This is a genomic window from Parapedobacter soli (assembly GCF_025460835.1).
In the GTDB taxonomy this organism is placed as follows: Bacteria; Bacteroidota; Bacteroidia; order Sphingobacteriales; family Sphingobacteriaceae; genus Parapedobacter; species Parapedobacter soli.
Window position 1 is genome coordinate 163,524 of record NZ_JAMXAY010000001.1, and the last position, 23,643, is coordinate 187,166.

Below are 23,643 nucleotides of genomic sequence, written 5' to 3' on the forward strand. Positions count from 1 at the left end.
AAAATGCTGGTAACGTGATTAATGCGCAAAAAAGAACCGGGAAAAAGCGAAAAATCAAATTGTTCAAAAGCATAAAATTAATGGTTAGCAATAGCATATACGGGTAAATTCGTTTCATTCACTAATTCGACACCGTACCCGTTAGGCACCTGTAGCGAATACGCAAGGCCATCCGCCTCGATTTTCCAACTGATCGAGAGGGTGCCCTCGTCAAGGGGCACTTCATACACGCACCAATCCAAGCCGGTGTTTCTAAACACCAATCGAATCTTTCTGTCCAATACGTTGACTTCATCAATACCGGCCAAGGCACGTTGGTACAAGTAGGCGACGTGGGCGGCAAAACCGTGGGAACAGCTGGTATTAAGGGTACGGTACTGCTGCTCCCATAGCGTTCCAGTAAGTTCTACCTGTTTCATCAGATTAGCCGTGTTTTCTTCGATAAACCGCGGCACCTCATCGTAACGGCACAGCAATTCCATCCTCATGTATTCACCCATAAACGTATTGGACAAATACACATCTGGGTATTGGTTTACATGGTTGTCTCGATACCTTTTCGGTCCAAGTTCTTCGGTGATGACCCGCCACAGCCAAGGGTGCGATTCCGGACTTGCGACATCAAAATAAAATGCATAGTACTGACATGCCTCGGTAGTTGGCGGCTGAACCACAAGGCTGCCCCCTTCCCTCACTGCATGGTCACGAAAAAACCGGCCGTCGAAAGCTTGCTCAAGCACCACGCTTTTGATGTGCCGGGCTTGGTCTTTCCAGGCTTGGTTGCCGTATAGTCTGCCAGCCGCTTCCAATACGCGGGCAAATTGCATATTCGTGGGATAATTAACTCCCGCTGTAAAATCGTTAGATGCTGACCAATCCAGAAAAACCCATTTTTCAAGATTTTCCAATAGCCCGTCCTTATTAAGAAACCCATCGAAATAAGCAATGAGTTTGGCAACACGTTCCTTCAACCCGTGAACCATCTCAACGTCTCCGCTACGGGTGTAATACTCTTCTAACTGAATAACAAACCACATGGCCCAATTGGGGATGAACAATCCATTGGGATGGTCGCATGGATAGCACATAGGCAGCATGCCATCCGGAACATTGTCAAAACTGGCAGGCAACAAGTAATTCTGGAAGAAATTCCGCTCCACGAGCGTATTGCCGGAGATGGTCGCCGCCGCCCTCGCCACAAAATAGCCATCACCAAGCCACGCGCCACGCTCTCGCGAGGGGCAATCCGTTAACACATCCAATGCGTTTTGCCTTACGGTTTCGCGAGCCGCTTCGAACACTTTTTCTAGTCTGGGATCAGATGCGCCAAACGAAGATCCGGCGACATCAGCACTCACGTATTGCCGAACATACCAGTCGGAAATACGACCTTTTCCCCGCCTGAAAACAGGTTTGACGTATTGCATGGTATAGGGCTCGAACGTCTCTAGCGAATAGGTACCCGGTTGTAGTTCGTAGATTAAATAATTCTGGCATACTAGTCGCGTCGGATCGACGTCATCATACTTGAGAATTTCATCGAAATACACCACGAGCTCGGAAGGTTCAGAGACCTGTAAGGTAAAACCGAGGAATCCTGTCGCGTTATATGGAAAACGGTATATGGAGTCACCAATGCTTCCGATTGCCGCGATGACGGAATAGTCTGGATACTTTACCCCCCGAGGTATGATCTCCTTTTCCTCCGTCCGGTGTTGTTCAACGGCTTCAAACGCTGCCTTTTTGTTTGTCTTCCAGTCATGGCTCATATCGTCCAGTATATAATACTCCGTAAAAGGCCGGGCATGACTGTATCGGATTACATCCCGCTTCCGTTGGCCGGAAATCCGCGCTTCAAACTCTTTTTTACCGATGTCGGATCCGGTAGCCACCAGTACTTCTCCATCGGCTATAACCTCCGCTTGCAAAAAAGCAGGCTGGTCGAGCAAATAAAACGAAGGCATATTGTAACCTGCAACCTCGATAGCAATCAGGTTTTCGCCATCTTGCAATAGGTGGCTAAAGTGATATTGGTCGAGACGAAAAAAGCCGTGAGCCGCCACGCAGGGCCCGTGTGCCAGAAACCGGCCATTAACGTGGACTTTATACGCTGACGAAGCCGTGATCGCTAACCGCGTATTTTGCCCCATCGTATGGTCAATCACTGCCCGAAAATGGACGGTGAGGTTTTTTTCTTTTTCCATTCCGACGGGCCAAACTGCCTTGGCTTCACGGAAGGCGGTCTGATTGGGTTCTACCGCAAACGCACCATGAATGCCGATTATGTAAGCCAAAAAAAATAAAACCAACCTTCTCACCTCAAAATACGTCTTTTTCTGAATAGTATAATTCCTATGTTCAGTATGCACTATTGTCCAGTCGGCGTCGGCACCCCCTTTATTACCCCGCTGGCACGAATATCCCATTCCGTCAAATGCGTAAATGTGTTACTATACGTCTCTTCAACCCGATAGCGAACGAAGCGAACAGCGATGTTTGAAGGAATCGTTACATCAATCGGCGCATTACCTGATGCTTCGTCAGGGTTGGTCCTCACCTCACGTTTCAAGAGGGTCCAGCCTTTATCCAATGCCTCCTGCTTCCAATTCGGATCGCTTCCGGGTAGTGATGGCACAGCATTCGTAGTGTCACTGATCCCCCAAAATTCAAAAACCTTCGGATTAACATCATAACAACACTCGATACGGGGATAAAGTCTCACCGACGACAATATTGCCTCTACTCCCAAATCAACCGTAAACATATGGGGGAACGGCTCACCCGGTGCCGAATGGTACCAGTCACCAACAGCAGCGCTATTATTCCATAATTTGGCCAAATCACCGCCAAAGTTAGCACCAGTGATATCGCCCCACAGCAGTGCGGTCCGAAACCTTTGCTTATCGAGTATCAAGTCGTTGGGAATTTCATCCTCATTGGTATAACCATCCTCATACGGCGTGTACACGACATCTAAGGCAGATGGAAGAGGCTTGTAGCCTGTACGATAGCTAAAATTCGTACCTAGCTGATAACTGGGTAACGTCGACATATTTTGGTCTTCTGGTGCTTCGGTGCTCAGAAGCGTATCCGTTATAGTGACTAAGTGGCCATTTTCATCCGTATAGCCAATTTCTACTTCCACCACCTCATCAGCCGCATCATACCACTCAATAGAAAGCCCACCGAAAGCCAGATCACCGGACGGCGTCAGATCTACTCGATAAGTGGCTGCCCGAACCGTCCGATTGCTTAGCGAATTAATGTACTGTTCGCCATACGCAAACGTATTGATTTCAGACTTCAGTGAAATCTGTCCTTCTGAATTTCGGGTAAAAATTTCAAACGTATAGAAATCTTCAGGCAATTCATCGATAATCACATTCACAGTATCAATACCTTCTCTGCGATTTATTGGAATGGATAACGAATCTGATTTAAAATCCCAATACACCATACATTCCACAATATTGGGATCGGATACCAATAACCACTGCAACCCTACTCGGTTCTTACCAGGAAAAGCTCTTAACGAATCCACACGTGCTGGATATATTCTTTCCCCGCCCTCCAAATATTGAGCGTATGTATCCTCATGTCGTTCACATGCTAACATTCCCAAACTAGCACAACCTGCGAGTAATAAAATTACGATCGGAAAATTATTCTTCATTTCAATGCTCATTATGATTTATAGAAAGCAGGCGACTCCTATTGGATGGACTGCCCAAAAAATGTCAACTCGGACAGGTGAAACCCGCCTTGCGGTGCCCGCGCAGAAGACCAACTATTGATATGTTTCCATGCAATATATCTTACGGCGGGTATTCCGTCTTCAAACTCATATTCCTGGCCGGCTTCGGCTACCTCCGTATCTTCCTGTGAAAGCATAGCGAAAGGAAGCCCGGATGGCTTCACCATAACGCGATGATCCAGTTTAATCCAGCTATTTACGTCTTCCGGAGTATTCGTACCCCAAAGCTCCCATTCGCGAGGATTCGACACGGAAAATTCGAAATCAAAATCAGCCCGTTGCCAAATCTTGTACCGACTAAGCCGAGCTTCGACACCCAAATCCATGGGTAGCCATGAAGGTTGGTCGACGGATATAGCTGAGTGGAACATCGAAGACGTGCCACTGGTATTGAAATCAAACATCGCGGAGAAAGGAAATTGAGGTTGGTAAGTAACCATTTCCACGAGGGGTCTTCCGGACATGGGTAATGGCGCAATTTGCGGCACGGGATAGCGCCCCCTAGCATCCATAATTTTTGTACGATCCAGCTCCTCCTCAAACCAAGGTGTCAATTCAAACTGCAACGTATCTGAGTGATTGTCCCATCGATCCCTAACATACAGTCCGAATTTCGTTTCAAGGTCCTCCATTCCTCGAATAGCAACCCGCCCAGTGGCCGACGACGTATAATGGCCACCGATATCTTCCCATAATTGGTTTTCAACATTGAATTTAACTGCAAAAATAGCTACACTTTCCTCTTCCTCATTGGTATATCTGGAGACAAAGCCTCCCCATGATACCTTCGGGTCGAGACTTGTAAATACTTTTTCAATGGGGGGAGCAGTGGGGTGGATAACTACAGATACCGGCTCAGATGACTTTCCACTGCGACTAACAACGTATAGCTTAACAACACGTTCCGAAGTATTGGGAAACCCCTCCACTTTGATGAAGTTATTATAATAGGAGGTAATTGTCTCCACCTCTTCGCCATTCCGATCGAACACCGCCTTTACGTGGAGTATGTCTTTGTTTTGAGGTAAAGTATACGTAATCCGTGCCCCTCCTGACAAATTCTCTACACTGGGATTGCTAATAGGCCCCGGCACTTCTCCTCCCTCATTAATGGGGCCAAATTCGCCGTCTGAGCAGGAAAGCCACATGCCTTGCAGCAACACGAGACAACCTAGAAATTTAACTGCGTTCATAATTACTATATTTTCGTAATAATTGATATTTATAATGTTCGTAACTATTTACCAGCCCGGGTTCTGCGTCAAATTCCCATTGATACGCAATTCTGCGTGTTCAATTGGCCATAGATAGTCTTGTATTCTAAATTGTTGATTAAACAACACTGTTCTTCGGTAGTAGGTGGCAGCCGTCTCACCTTCAATATTCCAACCTACAATGGGTTCATTAAGATCAACATGCGCGCGTTTCCATCTTCGCAAATCCCAATACCTGACACCCTCAAACGCCAGCTCGATTGTTCGTTCCTGTTGAATAATGGCCCTTAACCCTTCCTTTGATCGAAACTTGTCGGGATTAGAGGAAAACGCTGTCCAGCTCGACTCAATAGATTGAAGTCCGGCACGCTCCCTAACCAGGTTTACCCAACTAAGTGCCTCATCCGAAGGACCCTCCCATTCATTCGACGCCTCGGCGGCTAATAGGTATAGGTCGGCCATTCTTATTTCCGGCCAAGGATAAGGTCTAATATTTGCCAGCATATTTCCAGTAGACCGGCTTGCAAAAGTCTCTATGTTTACCAACTTCTTCGGCCAATAGCCCGTAATCACATACCCATCAACGTCAATCCTTGCCGATATTTCTCCAAATCGCGCCCGAGGAAACAACAAACCACCTGCGGCATTTACATTGTAGTTGCCCTCCCAGTTGCCGAACCAAATACCTCGGTCAAAGCCAATCGATGCATAAAAACGGGGTTCCCTATCAAAATGGAGATTTACAGTTTGTTCCCCATCAGCGATTATAAACTTGTCCTCATCCCCGGCAATCCGGAGCGAATACCGTTCGTTGTAATCCCAAGATGTATCCTCTTCAATCGGCACACCATTTTTCGTATAGTATTTTTCGACGAGTTTGAGTGTTGGAGAAATCAATCCCCACGGGTCATTTCCTGAAAACACATATGACGAAAGTCTAGGCATCGAGAGGTGTTGGTTTTTGCTCACCGACGAGTTCACATTCGGCCATATAACCTCAATATTATCATTAACTTCCGTTAATGCCGATCGGATATCCAATTGTGTCGAGATCGTGTCATTGATTACATAACTGGAATTGCCCCGAAATCTAGACAGTCCGTAACCGTTCGCTTCACAAAATGCGATAGCTTCCTTACAAGCCGTTGCTGCTCGCTCCCATTTTTGTTCATTATATTGAGGATTGAATAATGGGCTACCTTTCGCATCGACCAAAAGACTATTATAGTCTGTGTTACCATTAAAAAACGGGCTAGCTGCAGTCACTAATACCTTCGCTTTAATAGCATAAACTACTGCCTTAGTTATCCTTCCTAATTCTGAAGTCTCTGTGCCCGCTATTCGGTTCGGTAACGATTCATTCGTTATAGCTTCATCCAGAAGCGATACAACATAATCTACACATTCATCAATTGGTGCCCGGTAAACACGCACCTCTTCTGACGCAGCAGAGATCGGTAGCGCCTCCCTCATCAATGGGATAGGACCGTACATCCGCATTAGCAAAAAGTGATAATACGCTTTTAAAAAGGTTACCTCACCAATCCACCGTTGCTGTTCAAACGGCTCCATATCGGGCACTTTGTGAATGTTTTCAAGAAAAATATTGCAGGTACGCAAAGCCTCGTACAAGGGTTTACCGCTTCGGCGTCCAGACCAATAGTTTCCAATAGGATCTGTAGCATTTTGCAGCCCTCTTGCCAGACTTATATAGTCTGAACTGTATTGCGCCGAAATCGGGGAGTAATACCACACTTCATCACCGGAGCTAAACCCAGGATTGGTACTCCACGAACCGTTTCCAGGCAAGTAAGAATAGCAGGTATGGAGGAATTTTTCGGCTGAACTTCGTAGGGAAAATGCATGTTCAATCGTAGGCACATTATCTGGCATTACATCCAAATAATTACTACACGCTCCTAAAGTCAATAAGTAAACAGAAAGTGTTAGCGAACGCATCGTTATATTTTTCATACTATAATTAGTTTAGAGTTCTAGTTGGAGACCAAAATTTATCACTCGCTGCAATGGATAACCTAAACCGTTTCCGCCCATCTCGATATCCCACATATCGAAGCCGCTCCACACAGCGAGGTTGGTTCCATTCATGTATAACCTGAAATTATCGATTCCGATTGACTTCAACCACGTGCTGGGAACTGTATAACCGATTTCTACTTGCTTGAGCCGAATGAATGACCCGTCACGAAGAAACCATGTGCTGGGTTGGGTATTGTTTCCATTTTCGACATTACTCAACCTAGGCCACAATGCGTAGAGATTGTTGCTATTGTCTTCTGACCAATGATTCTCAGCGTATGCCTTCAGCAATTGCTTATCATCAACAAAAGGTGAAGTAGCAACCGGATCCATCCAGAACGATGAGCGCCCGGACCCCTGTGCAAATAAAGAGAAGTCAACTTGCTTATACTTGGCCGAGAATCCAAAGCCGAACACAATTTCCGGAACCGTGGGAAAGCCGATCGGCACCATATCATCTTCGTTAATGAAGCCATTGTTATCTATATCGCGATATTTAATGTCACCCCCTCTGGTTGGCTGATCACCAAAAATCTGGGTGGGTGAGTTCCGCACCTCTTCATCGTCTACAAATAGCCGTTCGGCAATATATCCATAAAACTGGTGAATAGGTCTACCAGCACGATAGGACCATTGATTGGCATATATCGGTTCTTCATATGCAACGAACTCGTTCTTAGCATACGTTAGGTTTCCAAGGGCCGATAGATAAAAACCGTTTGAAAAAGTATTATTATAATTCAAGCTGATATCTAAAGACCTCGATTTAGCCTTTCCGACATTAGCTTTCGGAACACTCCCTTGGAGTCCCAATGTTTTGGGTATTGAGGCCCTTGTCATTAAAATATTTGTGCGATTCTCAAAAAAGTATTCGGCTATCAGATCTAATTGATTTAATAGGCCCAACTCTAACCCGATGGTGGAATTTTTTGCAGTTTCCCAGGTGATTGCTTGATTTTCGTACCGCAAAAACGAAATTCCATTTCTCACAACAGCCCCCCCACGCCCAAAAGCGACTGCATAATTAGGATCGTTCATATTAATCTCGGACATGTAAAAAAAGCGTTCGTCTGCACTGCCAATTGCATCATTCCCCACCAAACCGTAATTTGCTCTTAGTCTCAGTTTATTAATTATTGGCTGGGTGCTTTCAAAAAAAGGCTCATTTGATATATTCCAGGCAACACCAGCAGAAGGGAAGAATCCAAAGCGCTCAGTCCTATAGAAACGCTCAGATCCATTATAACCAAAATTGAACTCAGCAAAGTACCTGTCATCATAATCATATGTCAACCGACCACCTAGTGTCGCATTGCGATAAGGCAATGACTGCTGTAGCGTCTCTTCATTACTATTAACGGAACTCCTTGCTATAAATAAAAGCATTGCAGAAACGCCGCTCTTACCAAACGAGCCGTTGTAGTTCGCCGCAGCTTCACTATGGAATGTGGAAGACACTAACTTCTCGCCCGGCTCATAACTTAAATAGTCCGTCCCTGTCTCGGGATTAATGGCATTCAAGACATATCGATTACTTAACCGGTCATATCCCGACAACCGATAATAGAATGGATTATAAGAGCGACTCAAAGTGAAGAAAGCCTGCCTATTTGTGTTTAGCATTCCACGGAGCGACAACCCGGGTATTAGCATCGAAAGGTCCTGTTTTAACTCGTATTGAACACCCATCAGCGTTCTGGAGTATTCACGATAGCCTTTCACCAAGTCGGCATAAGGATTAAGAAAATTTCCCGTATCATAGTTACCAAATAGTATATGATTTACATCGGCAACGTCGCCAACAGGTGTATAGTACGGTTGAAATAAAACCGGATTTGATCTAACAACTTTTTGGTAGATTTCAGCCCCTCCTTCCAAAGGTCCAGTATAGTCATCGAATGTCCCGAACATCCGGATCATTGATTCAGTACTTTTCGTTAATCTCACGTTGATGTTAGATCTCAACGAATACGTTTTTAAATCTACATTGCTATTGAAATTATTCCGCTGATCAACTTTCAGGTTTCCTTTGTCCACATTGGCCGCAGCCGCAATATAGTAAGTGGCGATTTGTCCTCCTCCATGGATGTTAAAGTTCAGCCGCTGGTTAAGGGTATTTTCCTTGAAGATTATTTTTCGCCAATCCAATGCGGGAAATACTTCGGGGTTTAATCCGGCCTCGGTATTGTCAATTTTGCCTTGCGGATAACGGGCTACACCCAGCGGATTTCTAGTGAGGATAGACTCATTATGTAACTTCATGTAGGTAATGGGGTCAGCCATTTCAACCATCCGTGTGGGCGAGGAGATTGAATTCTCCAAGCGTATACTCATTCTGGCTTTCCCTTCTCTACCCTCTTTCGTCGTAATCAGAATTACGCCATTGGCTCCTCTTGCTCCATAAAGTGCATTTGCAGTTGCATCTTTCAATATAGAAAACCCCGCAATATCATCGATATTCAATCTGGCCAATTCCGTCGTTGAATATTCCATGCCGTCTATCATAATTAGTGGGTCTACTTTGTACCCAAATGTGGTAGCACCACGTATAAAAAATTCCGCATTGTCGAGTCCAGGCTCGCCACTACGCTGATAAGCAATCAACCCGGCAAGCCGACCCGCCAACGCTGTCGTCAAGTTACTAGAGGGCACCTTCAATTCGGTGGGGTTTATCGACGTAACAGACCCAATAACAGACGTCTTCTTCTGCGTACCATAAGCGACCACTACAGCCTCTTCTATCTGTTGCACGTCTTTGACGAGGTGAACGTCCATTGAGCGTTGCCGGTCAATCCGAACCTCTTGAGTAAGGTGGCCCACAAATGAAATTATCAGTATACTGTCGGTATCTAAAACATCTAAGACAAACTTGCCATTCAAATCCGTCGAAGTACCAACAGAAGGCCTTTCCTTTACTTTCACCGACACCCCCGGTACAGCCTCATCGTCGACATACACAGTGCCGTAAATCGATCGTTGCTGATGGCTAGTAGCCCCTCGTACGCTTAAGGGTATTATACACCATATCGCTATGGACACGATACATAAACTTCTCAGTGTTTCAAGCACTCGTGTAGTTTTCCTTTTCATAAAAATTCTATCGATCATAATTAGTTTATTATTGAAAATGTCTGCCCTTTTAAATACAACAACCGGCATCAGCCTTATCAAGCATTTCACCAATTCTGGTCACGGCTTCTTAGTTAATCAGCATTTAAGATTATTTATAATATAGTCAATACAAAGATTGGTATAAGCAAAGTTCAAAATAGCCACTTATTCATTCATTTTTAACACTATTTTAACAAGTGTGGTTACCTAATCATTTAGTAAAAACTTCAAATTTTTGCAGCGTGACTTCACCGCTAACTTCCATCACAATTTCCCCATCCTGCGTATCTTCCCGCATAATCGGCAAATGCAACGCATACGCTCCATTTGTGTGGGCCAACGAATAGTGTCGGTTTTCGATTTTGATGCTACACTCATTCCCTATTTCTCGGAAGACCACATTCAAATCGCCCAACAGCCCCTGTGGGACCTTCACGACCAATCGAATATCATTACCGCTCCACCCGGCAGCATGCTCGTCTTTCTGATAAACTACGTTGTAGAATTCGTATGAGCTGGTATCGCCAATCAGTACCTGGTCCATTGATTTGCGATAAACACTTTGGCCATCTGTTTCGGGGCCGGGCAACACGGACAACAGCACATCGGCGAGCGCCGGGGCTTCCTGTTGGTTATCCGGCTGCTCAAATAATTCTCCCAACTGCAATAAATCCATGTCTACCTCCGGACTGAAGCGATTGCTCTCCATATACTTTAAAATACTATACCGGAGTTGCTTGGCCTCGATGGACTGATTGGCCTCGCTGATATCGTAACCGCAGACCAATAGTCGGCCGCCCCCGGCAGTCACTTCGAATATCGACCCTATCCGATCGCTGAAGTGAAAATCACTAATCGGCATGACAATCGGCATGTAAGTCTCGGGGAAGTCATTAAGTAGGAACCCGCGCGCACCCGCCGCGATATTCCACCATTGCCAATTAGAGTAATACGATGTTGGGAAATGATCAAACGAGGGATGATCGTGCTGGATAAGCGCTCCTATTGTTTTTATGCCCTGCCCCGGAAAAAAAGTTGCCGACCAATACAGTGGTTTCCAAGCCGCGAGCGCCCGATTCTCGGTAGGGCCCAAATTATTCGCGATCAACAATACCCTGCGCCCTGCTGCCAACGCAGCTATGGCAGTGTCATCAAACGCGCCTGTTATAAAAATATCATTACTAGCTATCAGATCGGTCTCGCTCGGGAAAATCCAAAGCGGCCAACTATTTGCGTATCCAGTACCTTCGATCCAGACATGTAGTGTTATTTGTGTATTCGCCAGACCCTCGGGGATGATTGCCTCTATCGTTCCCGCTTGGTGCAACTGTCCACTTTCGAACACCTTCTGCCCTAAACTTCCGCTTAACAATATACTTCCATGTTCATCTTTTAAATCCCAACACAGATTGCCGGCTATCGATGCTGCGGCATATTGGTGAAGTAACATGGGCACATTCATGGTCTGCCCCTCTTTCCAGCTGTATGTAGTTAGCTTTACCAGTGGGACCACCTCGTTGCAAAACTGTTTGAAATCGGACGGAGAAGTAATACCCTTTTCATCGTAAAAGGCGTCCAACCAACCAATTAATGCCTCGCCTTGGCCAGTATAATCCTGCATCCCCAACAATTGAAAGCCTGTGGCAGATGGTGTGCGCAAATACGATTCAATTTCATCCTTATAAAGCAGCAAGGCCAGCTTCCCTGAAGCCAACCGAAATTGCGAATCCAACCCATGAACCCTTTTCTGTTTAGCCAGCTGCGCCAATTGGTCTAAGTTCCACGCTTTGAGATTGCCCTGGTATTTTGTGTTTTCAGCCCAGACGGGATGTGTAGGCCACTGTCCGATCTCGTGTGCAATGGTCGGTACGGCAACTTGACTCAGCAGCTCTTCATAATCCCAATTATTATGGTTATACATCCTTTGGCGCACCTGACCCAGCGACGGATAATCATGAGTGACTGCATAGTCGCAGTAAGGCGTGATCGTTCTCGCCGTGGAGGCGGCGTATAGCCGACTTGGGTCTTTAGCTTTCAACGCTTCCACCCAGCGGCCGATTTCCTCGAAATCGGAACTACCTAGCTCGTTCCCCACGCATACCATAAGTAACGACGGGTGATTCCCATACCAATTCACAATATTCGCCAATTCACGTTTTACAAAATCATCCTTGGCCAGGTCGCCCCTTCCCAACCCCAATGGTTTACCCCGGGTAGCCAACTCCGCCCTTCCCTTTTCACTCATATCGACTTCCATCCATGAATCAATCCAAACAGCGGCCTCCGCTTGAATATATATGCCAATCTGATCGGCCGCTTCGAATGCTGCTTCAGGCGGACACCATGAATGAAACCTGACGTGGTTCAATCCATACGCCTTGTATTTCGCGAAAATAGCTTTCCACTCATCGATGTCCATCGGTGGATAACCCTTTAAAGGAAATAATCCGCAATCGTTATTGCCGCGCAGAAATACAGGCCGGTTATTCAGCAGGATACGATTCTTCTGCTTAGTCACTTCCCTGAATCCAACGCTCAACCGTTTACTGCTTCTATTCTTACCCACTTTCAAATCCACTGTCAACGTATATAAAACCGGATTGTGCTCACTCCACTGCACTAATGCCACAGACGGGGCCAGTCCAACCATTACAGAATCAGCATTTACCTGTTGCCTACTTCTGGTAACCAACTTGCCTGCATCGTCATGCAACGTCAGCGTCATTTCACCCTTCTCGGCCAGCAAGTTGGCAATAGATACCCTCGCTTTGATGGTGTTGGCTGCTACATCAGCGCGTACATTTACCGATCGGATATGGATAGGGTCATATGCCTGCAGTTCAATCTTCCCAATGATACCATTCCATAAGGTCTGTGTGTATTCGCCGTACGCGTGCCCCTTATCTCCGATATTGTAAATCATGTCGTTATCTACACATATGGTCAGCGTATGTTCCCCCCGTGTCAGGTGACCCAAAACATGGTTATGAGGACTACCCAGTGCGTTCAGTTTAGACACTTCTTCGCCATCAATAAACACAGTTGATTCCCATAAAACGCGCTCCAACAGCAAGTTAATCTGTTTATCCTCCCAATGACGGGGGACCGTTATCTTTTTCTGGTACCATGCCTTGCCCACGTATTTGTGCAACGGGGTAAGCCGGCCATAGTCTGATACGCTAGCACGGGTTCCATAACCTGCATCGCCAAGGGTCCCGGGAAGCATAATCGTATCGTTAAAATCCAAATTTTGCCAGTCCGCCGCTTTCGCCACACCGCTATGGTCTAAAACAACATTCCAACGTCCGGTTAGCGGAATTAATTCGTTGGAAAACGAACGAGTGAATAAAAACAAAAAGGCACTGAAACAAAGTAAACTCTTCATCGCTATACTTTTCAACTCCGACCGCTCTATAGTGATCATCCGACTTAGTGCAATCACAAAATGTCAATGTTATGGGTCTACAATCATCCGTACAAATAAAGGCCATTATTTAAGCTGATTTTTTCACTTTTTTAACAAAAAAAACACTATTCAAACACGTTTCAGAAAAGAAAGTGAAATTTTTGGCATTATAATGTTAAATATTTAGTTTTGATGAGAAGCTCGCCAAAGAGAATATGAAACCTCAATTGATAAACCTAGATTTTGTCCTGAAAGGTGATTTCCTGATGAAGGAGATCACTGCCCCTTATTTTATCAACACACATCATTTCCACGACGACTACGAGTTGGTTTATGTGGTCGAGAGTTCCGGCAAACGGATTATTGGTAATAGTGTGGGGAATTTCAAGAAACACGATATGGTGTTGGTAAGTCCCAACCTGCCCCATGCGTGGTTTAATGACCGGGAGTACTATGATAACGATGCGTTAACAGCCAAATCCATCGTCACATACTTCCGAAAAAATTGGATAGAAAAACAGTTGCTTGATCGGACCGGAGGAGAAAAATTCAAAACAATGCTTGATCACGCGTCCCGGGGCATTAAAATCACTGGAAAAACCAACAGACGGATCGCCGCCATGCTAGACGAAGCCCTGCATGCCCCCGAATTACTAAAGGCGGCGCAGATTCTGATGATTTTGCACGAATTATCAGAAACAACAGAATTTGAGCTCCTCGCTGATGCGCATTACGTAAACTCCTATGACCAACATGAAGCAATGCGCATCAACCAAGTATATGAGTATGTGATGAAGAATTTCACATCGGAAATCAAACTGGCTACCGTGGCAGACATGGCTCATATGTCGCCCAATGCCTTCAGCCGGTATTTCAAATCACGAACGCAAAAGACATTTTCACTTTTCGTCAATGAAATCCGCATCGGCCACGCGTGCAAACTTTTACAGAGCGAAGATTTTACCATGTCGCAGATTTGCTATGCGTCGGGATTCCAGAGCATGACCAACTTCACCAAGTTTTTCAAGCGGTTCATAAAAAAAAGCCCATTAAGATACCGTAAGGACATTATTGAACTTAATGCGGCTTATAAGAAAAAAACAATGTGAAATAGTTGAATCAACGGGCGAATTTGGGGTACATGTATGTTCGATGCAAGCGCTTTATCAGCCTGTCGAATCAATCATTGGTACGCCTACCTCGCACCCGATGTCATTTACTACTGCTGCTGGGCCTTCAGCACTCCATTATTCATATACAAACAAGCCGACGCCCCATGGTTGGCAATCGCGGGATCGCTGGCATGGGCGGCAGCCATGATTTATTTCACTTACCTACTAACACGGATATCCATCCGACTCAAACTCTAGTAGCCTTGAAACAAGCATTATTCATCCTCATCGGCACAATATCCGCTGGGGTATGTTTTGACCACCAATCCACAACAGGCACTAGTTTTCGCTACAGTTTCCCTATTTCAGCAAACAGCGCTTTGAAACAAGCCACATCGCTCTCTTCGCTAAACGGCTCCGCGCTGTAAAATTCATCCATGAATGCCCCCGCACTACGCCATACCGTTTGCATCATGCCTTGGTAACGTGGCGTCATCTCTTCGTTGGCGTGTTGTTTGGAACGGACCATATCCTGTAATTGGGCAATGGCGACATCACCTTTTCTCCATGGGCATGTAACTACCGAGAAACCCTTCGTCGCGAAGTATACCGCCGTCTGAACAGGCTGTTCGTAATGCCAATCACAGATCATCACGTCTTTGTTGATGAGGTCTATGGCGCGGTGCGTGTTGTTCATGCTGGCTTCCCACATACCGATGCCGGTGGTTCTGCCGTCGATGAGACGGTCTCCCCAAATCCAGAGCTGGCGATCGCGCTGCGCCAGATGGCTGGCGATCTTGTTCACTTCATTGGCAAACAGTTCAGCCTTATCATGCCCTGCACAACGTTCGCAACTGTCGTGACCGATGTAAAACACCTCATCCATTCCCGCATGGAAAGCATCGGCTTCAAAAACATCGCAGATTTCGTCCACGAGGTCAAACACCACGCCGTGCACTTCGGGGTGCAGTGGGCAATAGCTTTTACAGTACAGGCCATCAGCGTTAGGCCATGCATATTCTTCGGGCATCTGCACGTGGGGCGTTTCGTCAAACTGTGGATAAACTTCGAGTAGTTTTCCCAATTGCCCGGCCCACGATTGATGACCCAGCAGGTTAATCTGGGGGATGATCCGTATGTTGTGTTTCTGGCAGACGGCGACCAACTGCTTCACTTCCTTCTTGGATAGCGTGTTGTCGCTACGGAGTTCCGGTCGGCTTTTGAACGCGTAGTTGTGATCTACCCGTAGCACCAAGGTATTGACGCCGCGCGGGGCTAATTCTCCATCTATAAATTTGACAAAGTCGTCTAGCCTGTCGGGACTCGGGGCGGCGATACAAAAGCCGCGGACGGCTAGCTCGGTTTGACCTACCGCAACGCGGCAGCTAAGTAGCGCCAACAGTGCGATAATCGGATAACGTATACGCATGGTTAAAATGAATTGATTTTCTGTGTCAGTACATCCTGTTGCTCCACTGCATCTAGCGCCGTATAAGCCGTGGGCGACTTGCCAAAATAGCCCTTGAATGACTTACCGAAATATTTCGGGTCGCTGAATCCGACCTGATAGGCTACCTCACTCACCGACAGCTGGCCCTGAGCCAGGAGCTGGGCAGCTTTCTTCAGCCGGAGCACGTTGATAAGTTCGATGACGCTAAGATCGGTCATCTGTTTCAGCTTGCGATAAAGCACCGGACGGCTCATGCCCAATTCGCTGGCCAGGGCATTGACATTGAACTGTGTTTCCGTCAGGTTGTCTTCGATCAGTTTGATTACTTTTCCAAGAAACTGCTGCTCAGCGTCTGATATACCTACCGCTTGCTGCGGCGTGAGGACGTAATCCCGGATGAATTTTTTCCGGAAGCGTTCACGGGCTGCCAAGCTGTTGCGAATTTTGAGCGAAAGCACATCGAGGTGGAAGGGTTTGGTGATGTAATCGTCGCTACCGAGCTGGAGCCCTTCGATCACATTTTCCATAGACGTACGTGCGGTAAGCAACAGCACCGGGATGTGGTTGGTATCCACATGCTGCTTGATGTTTTTCAGCAGCGAGATGCCGTCTGCAACGGGCATCATGATATCGGTAATGACCAAATCGGGCAGCTTGGATTGGACCAACGCCCAACCATCCAAGCCATCGGCTGCTTCCAATACGGTGTAGTGTGTGCGGAGATGGTTGGCAATAAATGCACGGATGTCGGTATGATCTTCGACAACCAGAACGACCGGGCGTGAGGTGCCGGCGGTCAAGTTTTCAGTCGGCTCTTCGGGTACCGGGGCTACTATGGGCAAATGCTCGCCCTTCCCGCCGTTGCCGGAAAGTTGCCGTTCCTCGATATGCGTATTACCCAGTGGGAGTTCTACGGTAAAGGCGGTGTAGGTAGGCCTGTCATGGCCATCATAGCTCGTCACATTAATTTCCCCACCATGCATTTCCGTCAGGCTTTTCGCTAAAGCGAGGCCAATACCGGAGCCTAAATTGCCACGGTGCTGTTCACTATTGTGGCGAAGCTGGTAGTAGAATTCGAAGATGGATGTCAGTTTGTCTTCGGGTATTCCTTTTCCGTTGTCCCAGATGGTCACCATCGCCGACCCTTCCCGGTAACGCACCGAAGGTGCGATCTTTTCGACAGTTACCCGTACACTGCCGCCTACCGGCGCGAATTTAAACGCATTCGATAGCAGATTATAGATCACTTTCTCGAATTGATCGGCATCAAAGCAGGCCACAATGGTCGTAGTGGGCTTGCTATACTCCAAGTGGATGTGTTGCTCCTCAGCAAAATGCTGAAATTCGCTGACAATACGGTCGATGAACGCAATGAAATCGTGGGGCGAAACGTTCAATTCGAAACTACCGTTTTCCTGCTTCCTGAAATCCAACAATTGATTAACGAGATTGAGCAGCCGCAGGGAGTTGTTTTTTACGGTCGTCATCATGGCCCGCGCATGCCCATCGAGGGCCGCACCGGCCAGCAGGTGCTGCACGGGTGCCAAGATAAGGGTGAGTGGCGTACGGAACTCGTGGGATATGCTGGTGAAAAAATTGAGCTTGATTTCGTTGATTTCCCGCTGCCGTTCGTTTTCGAGATGCTCCAGTGCCAACTGGTGCTCAAGGCGGCTTCTGATTTTGGTAAACCGGATGACGGTGTAGAGGCCCGTTGCTACCAACAGCGCATAGATGAGGTACGCCCACCATGTTTTCCATAGGGGCGGTAAGATTTTGATGGTGAGCTTGGCCGGCACCTCGTTCCAAATGCCGTCGTTGCTGGACCCCATGGCCAATAGGTTGTACGTACCCGCGTGCAAATTGGTGTAGGTTGCCGAGGGTACATCGACGTAATTCCATTGGTCTTCCAAACCGTCGAGGCGATAAGCGTATTCGTTCTTTTCGGGCAGCACATAGTTGATCGCTGCAAACTCGACGGTGAAGATACGTTGCGAATGGCTAAGCACAACGGTGTCGGTGATGGAAATCGGCTTGTGCAGCACACTTCCCCCTCCGGGCGTAACCGGCTTGTTGAACAGCCTGAAATCGGTAAAAAGGATCGGCGGGACGTAGCTGCTCGAACTGAAATCATTCGGATTGAAAAGGGTAAGGCCGTGGGACCCACCGAATATCAACTGCCCAGATGCCGTACGGCAGTAGGCCCCGATGGAGAACTCATTGCCGCCGATGCCGTCTTTGGTATTATACGATTTCATGGTGCCCGAGTCGGGGTCGAACCGGCATATGCCGTTGTTGGTGCTTAACCACAGGTGGCCTGCATCTTCGAGGATGCCGAAGACGTTGTTGCCGGGAAGTCCGTCCTCCGCCGTCAGGTGGCTGAATGTTCCGGTATCGTAGTGGTACTGATTCAACCCGTTTTTGAAGGTGCCGAACCAGATGCGTCCCTTGCTGTCTTCGAAGATGCTGATGATGATGTCGCCGCTGATGCTTTGGGGGTCGTCGAGCGAAAAGCGGAAAACCTCGAATCGGTCGGCACCCGGGCGTTTGAGGTTTAGGCCGTCTTCGGTGCCTACCCAAAGGTTACCGCGGCTATCGATGAACACGGTCCGCACCAGATCTGAACTGAGGTGGTAACGTCCCGTTTTCCGCGCCCGGTAGCTTTCGAATTGCATCGCATCGCCGGGTTTTTTCACGTTCAAACCACCACCGTAGGTGCCAAACCATAGGTTGCCGTGCGCATCTTCCTTGATGGCATAGACGTTGTCGTTTGATATCGAGTGGGACACCGAAGGGTTATGCCGGATGTGCCGAAACGTATGGGTGCCTTTTTTCAATACGTTCAACCCTCCTGCATAGGTGCCCACCCATAGGTTTTCGTCTTTGTCGAGGTAAAGTGATTTGACGTGGTTATGGCTCAGGGAACCGGGAACGCCCGGGTTATGTTTAAAATGGCGATACACGTGACCTGACTGGTCCATATAGTTCAGGCCGCCCCCCTCGGTACCCACCCACAGGTTTCCTCGCGCGTCTTCCAGGATGCTGCTCACCACGTTATAACTCAGGCTACTGGTATAGGGCTGATGTGCGTGGTTTTGGAAGGTGGGGATATGGCGGTCATAAACGCAGACGCCACCGTAATACGTGCCTATCCATACCGATCCCCGCTTGTCTTGAAAGATAGGTCGGATGGAGTTGTTGCTGAGGGAGAATTGATCGTAGTCCTTGGCCGAAAACGTTCGGAAGCCCTCTTCCGGCGTATAATAATTGAGACCATTGATAGTCCCAATCCAAAAACCGCCGAATCGGTCCTCGATAATCGAACGGACGTCATTGTTGGCCAATGACCGGCCATTGGCCTCAGGCTGGTGGGTGATGTAAGCAAACGCGCCGGTATGGCTGTCATACACATTGATGCCGCCATCTTTGGTTCCGAACCAAAAAATACCGTCGGTTACCTCTCGTATCACACGCACCTCATCGCTATTCAATTGGCCCTCGCGACATCGGAAATAGTGGACAATACGTAGTGGCGTACCGGGTTGATAGGAGTCAAAAACGAGCACACCTTTTTCAGTTCCCAGCCAGATCCCACCGAGGGAATCTTCGTAGAACGAAAGGACACTGTTGCATTCCAACGGTACACCTTGGTCATTATACATGGTAGCGTCAAATACCAATATGAGCTGATTTGAGTTTACCTGATCATCGAGGCAGTACAGCCCCTGTGACGTGGCAAACCACACCCGGCCTTTACGGTCTTCCACGATGGCCGATACGTCGGGCTCTGATAGGATGTTACCCGATTGGTTGTTGACCAACGGGAATCGTACAAAGCGATCGAGATGCCGATCGTAAAGGGTGATGCCCGAACTGGTGCCCACCCATAGCCGCTTTTTGCTGTCCTCCAGGATGGACAGGATATAATTGTCGGTAAGTGAAGTGCTATCGGAAGGGATATTCCGGTAGGTAGTAAACTTACGCGCATCGTACCGGTTCAGTCCATCCCGTGTGCCTACCCACATGAAACCGAGGTAATCCTGGCAAAGTGCAAATACGCTGCTTTGTGACAGCCCTTCGCGTAGCCCAATGTGTGTGAACTTGGCCGTGTTTTCCGTGGGTTGGCCAAATGCGCCAACCGCTAGCAGGGTGGCAATTGCCAAGAGAAAGTAACGTATACCCACAGTGTGCATGATCACTCGCTTAATTACTAGGCAACAATCGTAACTGCAATATCGAAAATTAATTGGCGATATGCAATTTTTATATTTCGTTGTCCATACAGCTAATCGGCGGAAGCGAGGGTACGGACTGGTCTGACAACAATCGATTTTAATTTGAATAACTCTTTGCCGTTCGTTAACGGTGTAATCTTGATATTATAAAGTTGTGAGCTGTGGAGCTTTATCGTGGCAACATTGTGTTCAATGAATAACAAAGGCGCTTTCCGATCATATTCTCCTGTTTTCAGCGTGCGGAATAGAAAGCGTTCACCGTTGATGTCGAGTATTGCCTCTTGACCCGCACTCGCTTGTGGACAGGAATATTCCAACGCCACCTGATACACGCCTTCGTCGACGACTTTTACCTGAAACAGCGTACTGTCTGCCAAGCCAGCCATACCTACAATACAGTTTGTGTGCTTCCAATCGCCGTAGTAGTGACTGTGCGTTAGGCTTTCCAGTTTGGTTCCTCCATAGGGCTTACCATACACCGCATCTACCACACTTTCCTTATTATACTTGTCGGAAACCACTATTGGAGAATCCGCACCCAAGACCGATGCTGCATCTTGATAGGCTAAGACAATGACATTATGGGGGATGTCTTGCGGAAAGTCGCCGATATCAATCCACAAGTCGGCACCTTTATTTTCCCAGGCGAGGTCTCGGTTTCCGACAAGGGTATATATTCTTGTGGGCGTTGCGCCGAAATCTGGTATTAATAGCTTTCCGTCGATCGGTTTTTCCCAAACATGCAAGTATTGCTTTCCTTCCTTGGAGGTACTTACCCCCCATTGCTGTGGGGGTATCAACCCTTGTGTGGTACCATAAATGCTCTCGCCATTCAGCGCTAACCATTGGCCAACACTACGCAAAAAGCTTGCGGAATATGGAGGAATATTCCCAAGGCCGTCCGGCCCCACATTGAGCATTAAATTACCGCCTTTGGATGCTGCTTCCGAAAGTAATCTGATAATGACTTCAGGGGTTTTGAAATTCATATCGTGTTTGATAAACCCCCATGAGTCGTTATGGGTATAAATCGATTCCCAGGCTCCGGCAATAGGGAATGCAGGCATTTCGGAGTCACCGTAATCCCGGTAATCGCCTAACCCGTGGCCCACCCGGCTACTAAAAAGAGCGTTGGGTTGTAACGTCCTTAGGTCTGAAATAAATTCTTTGGTTTGCTCTTTTGTCAACCCTCCAGGTGTATCAAACCATACGATTCCTAGAGGGCCGTAATTTGTCATGATTTCTTTAAGTTGTGGAATCGCCTTCTCGTTATAATATTTTTGATAATCCTTTTCTGACTCATTAAAGTCCCAGGTATTCTTTCCCCCATTGGGTTCATACCAATCTTGAAACTGTGAGTAGTAGAATCCAAATTGGATACCTCGCTTTCTAACCGCTTCGGAAAGCGCTTTCATCGGATCTTTCTGATAAGGTGTGGCATCGACAATATTGAAGTTGCTCACGGCCGACTTGTACATCGCAAAACCCTCATGATGTTTTGCGGTAATGACCACGTACTTCATGCCGGCATCTTCGGCGAGCTGGGCCCATTCCTCTGCATCAAAGTTTACAGGATTAAATCCCTTTGCCGCGGCCTCATATTCTTTAACGGGTATTCGTGCCTGATTCATGATCCATTCCCCACTTCCGTAATAACGTTTGCCATTCCATTCCCCACCTAGATGGGAGTAAAGGCCCCAATGGATAAACATGCCAAATTTAGCGTCTTTAAACCATTGCACATTTGGATGCTCTTCGCCTGATGAACGACTGTCCCACATCTCATCCATCGTTTGCGTATTGGCCGTCAGGCATATCATAAGCGCTAAAAGCGCTGTTATCATGTTTTCTTTCTTCATATTTCTTTTGTGTTTAACTGATAGGGGTTCACCATTCCCAATTATCGGTTCGAAAAGGGGAGGCTGGCAGGCCCGCCTCATTGTATAAATTTGGGCGTGGAAAATTTTTCCATGCGAAACGTACTGCAATGGGCTGATTCACCTCGCTACTGGAGACCACAATAATATCCTGTTCGATGATGGCGTTTGCTTTGACAAATACCCGGTCCGCACCGCAAATCTCAAATTCCGTCAATGCCCCACCATTTGCATGCAAGCCTTCCGCGTATTTGAAAGAAAGCTCGATTTTCCTACCCGCTATCCTCATGGTATCATAAATCGGACCTGATGGACACACCCCCTCGATCTGATATACGTTCGCCAAGGCAAGTCTGGCCAGCCTATTGCCTGGTGTTTTTTTATCCCTTGGGTGAATATCTAACGAATCGGCTGCATCCGTGATGACGGCCATGCCCGTATGAGAAACTTGCTTCAATGTAAGTAGTTGCGCTTCTCGGATCAGAGGCCCTTTTTGGGCATGAGGTGCTATTTGCACATAGTAAAAAGGCAATATTGCCTTCCATTCGTTTCTCCAACTCTCAATTAGCGCGGGAAACAGGTGTCTATATTCTTTGGGTCGGTCCGAATTGGATTCACCCTGGTACCAGGCAATGCCCCTCATCGTAAAAGGAGCTAGCGGAGCAATCATGCCATTGTAAAGGACCGTAGGGTATTTAACCGGTGCATTCCGACCAACATGCTTTTGTTCCCAATTGGAAAGCTCGGACACTTGTTCGCGGATGTTGGCATACCTGGTGATATCATCATAAAAGACTTCCTTTCTCATCCAACTTTCAATTGCGGTCCCTCCGTATGAAGCATGAATAATGCCTATGGGATATGCCGTTTTTGCTGCTAATTCTTTAGCAAAATAATAGGCCACCGCCGAAAAATTATCAGCAAATTCCGGCTCACAGTACTCCCATTTCCCGTTAACATCGGTTTGGGGTGTGGCAGCGGTATGGCGTTTCACTTGAAACATTCGGATATTGGCATGAGACGCTGCTTTGATTTCTTTTTCGTAATCAAATACCCCCGTTTTCCACCTGCCTTGGAAGCCCAAAGGAAACTCCATGTTAGACTGCCCCGAACACAACCAGACCTCGCCGATGAGCACCTGTTTTAGCACGATAGCATCGCCCACTCCAGAGACCTTGATTTCATACGGCCCTCCTGCAGATGGAGTAGGAATGCGAACAAACCATCGCCCGGTGGAGTCGGCGGTAGCTTTTTCTTCTCGTAAACCCCAATCCGTACGTATCGTTATTTCGTCAAACGGTGTTGTCCAACCCCAGAAAGCAACCGAAGCATTTTGCTGAAGGACCATGCCGTCTGAAAACAACGCCGGCAGTCTAAGGTCTGCATAGGCGTGGACAGGGATAAACCAAGTCAGTATGCACACAAATCTTAATAAAACAACCATCTG

At 47.2% G+C, this 23,643-nt stretch carries 12 protein-coding genes; 2 read left to right on the top strand and 10 right to left on the bottom strand.

Annotated features, from left to right (window positions below):
* Positions 1 to 77 precede the first annotated feature (77 nt).
* The 6 genes from NGM62_RS00695 to NGM62_RS00720 all read right to left on the bottom strand — a co-directional run bounded on the left by NGM62_RS00695 (position 78) and on the right by NGM62_RS00720 (position 13,543).
* Positions 78 to 2,426: an alpha-L-rhamnosidase-related protein gene (locus tag NGM62_RS00695; RefSeq protein WP_262245153.1), complete on the bottom strand. Its 2,349-nt coding sequence runs from the start codon at positions 2,424 to 2,426 to the stop codon at positions 78 to 80.
* Positions 2,369 to 3,685, bottom strand: a complete 1,317-nt coding sequence (locus NGM62_RS00700) for a DUF4998 domain-containing protein (RefSeq protein ID WP_262245154.1) — start codon at positions 3,683 to 3,685, stop codon at positions 2,369 to 2,371. The genes NGM62_RS00695 and NGM62_RS00700 overlap by 58 nt, the downstream gene beginning before the upstream one ends.
* Positions 3,686 to 3,711: 26 nt before the next feature.
* On the bottom strand, positions 3,712 to 4,947 hold the full coding sequence (locus NGM62_RS00705) for a DUF5000 domain-containing lipoprotein (RefSeq protein WP_262245155.1): 1,236 nt from the start codon (positions 4,945 to 4,947) through the stop codon (positions 3,712 to 3,714).
* 48 nt (positions 4,948 to 4,995) lie between these two features.
* Complete coding sequence (locus NGM62_RS00710) at positions 4,996 to 6,942, bottom strand: RagB/SusD family nutrient uptake outer membrane protein (protein WP_262245157.1); 1,947 nt, start codon at positions 6,940 to 6,942, stop codon at positions 4,996 to 4,998.
* A 12-nt stretch (positions 6,943 to 6,954) separates the two neighbouring features.
* Positions 6,955 to 10,167, bottom strand: a complete 3,213-nt coding sequence (locus tag NGM62_RS00715; RefSeq protein ID WP_315975841.1) for a SusC/RagA family TonB-linked outer membrane protein — start codon at positions 10,165 to 10,167, stop codon at positions 6,955 to 6,957.
* A 163-nt stretch (positions 10,168 to 10,330) separates the two neighbouring features.
* Positions 10,331 to 13,543, bottom strand: coding sequence for a sugar-binding domain-containing protein (locus tag NGM62_RS00720; RefSeq protein ID WP_262245161.1), 3,213 nt, complete (start codon positions 13,541 to 13,543; stop codon positions 10,331 to 10,333).
* Positions 13,544 to 13,740: 197 nt separating this feature from the next.
* Between NGM62_RS00720 and NGM62_RS00725 the strand changes: the two genes are divergently transcribed.
* Together NGM62_RS00725 and NGM62_RS00730 are read left to right on the top strand one after the other, a co-directional pair.
* The gene (locus tag NGM62_RS00725; RefSeq protein ID WP_262245162.1) at positions 13,741 to 14,634 is read left to right on the top strand and encodes an AraC family transcriptional regulator; all 894 of its coding nucleotides are present in this window, start codon (positions 13,741 to 13,743) and stop codon (positions 14,632 to 14,634) included.
* 36 nt (positions 14,635 to 14,670) lie between these two features.
* The gene (locus NGM62_RS00730) at positions 14,671 to 14,895 is read left to right on the top strand and encodes a hypothetical protein (RefSeq protein ID WP_262245164.1); all 225 of its coding nucleotides are present in this window, start codon (positions 14,671 to 14,673) and stop codon (positions 14,893 to 14,895) included.
* 91 nt (positions 14,896 to 14,986) lie between these two features.
* On the opposite strand, the gene NGM62_RS00735 is transcribed toward NGM62_RS00730, so the two are convergent.
* The 4 genes from NGM62_RS00735 to NGM62_RS00750 all read right to left on the bottom strand — a co-directional run bounded on the left by NGM62_RS00735 (position 14,987) and on the right by NGM62_RS00750 (position 23,640).
* Positions 14,987 to 16,066: a family 20 glycosylhydrolase gene (locus NGM62_RS00735; protein ID WP_262245165.1), complete on the bottom strand. Its 1,080-nt coding sequence runs from the start codon at positions 16,064 to 16,066 to the stop codon at positions 14,987 to 14,989.
* 2 nt (positions 16,067 to 16,068) lie between these two features.
* Positions 16,069 to 20,277: a hybrid sensor histidine kinase/response regulator transcription factor gene (locus NGM62_RS00740; RefSeq protein ID WP_262245327.1), complete on the bottom strand. Its 4,209-nt coding sequence runs from the start codon at positions 20,275 to 20,277 to the stop codon at positions 16,069 to 16,071.
* A gap of 92 nt (positions 20,278 to 20,369) precedes the next feature.
* Positions 20,370 to 22,178, bottom strand: a complete 1,809-nt coding sequence (locus NGM62_RS00745; protein WP_262245166.1) for an alpha-L-fucosidase — start codon at positions 22,176 to 22,178, stop codon at positions 20,370 to 20,372.
* Positions 22,179 to 22,206: 28 nt separating this feature from the next.
* A complete protein-coding gene (locus NGM62_RS00750) occupies positions 22,207 to 23,640 on the bottom strand; it encodes a sialate O-acetylesterase (RefSeq protein ID WP_262245168.1) in 1,434 nt (477 codons plus the stop codon).
* Positions 23,641 to 23,643 lie beyond the last annotated feature (3 nt).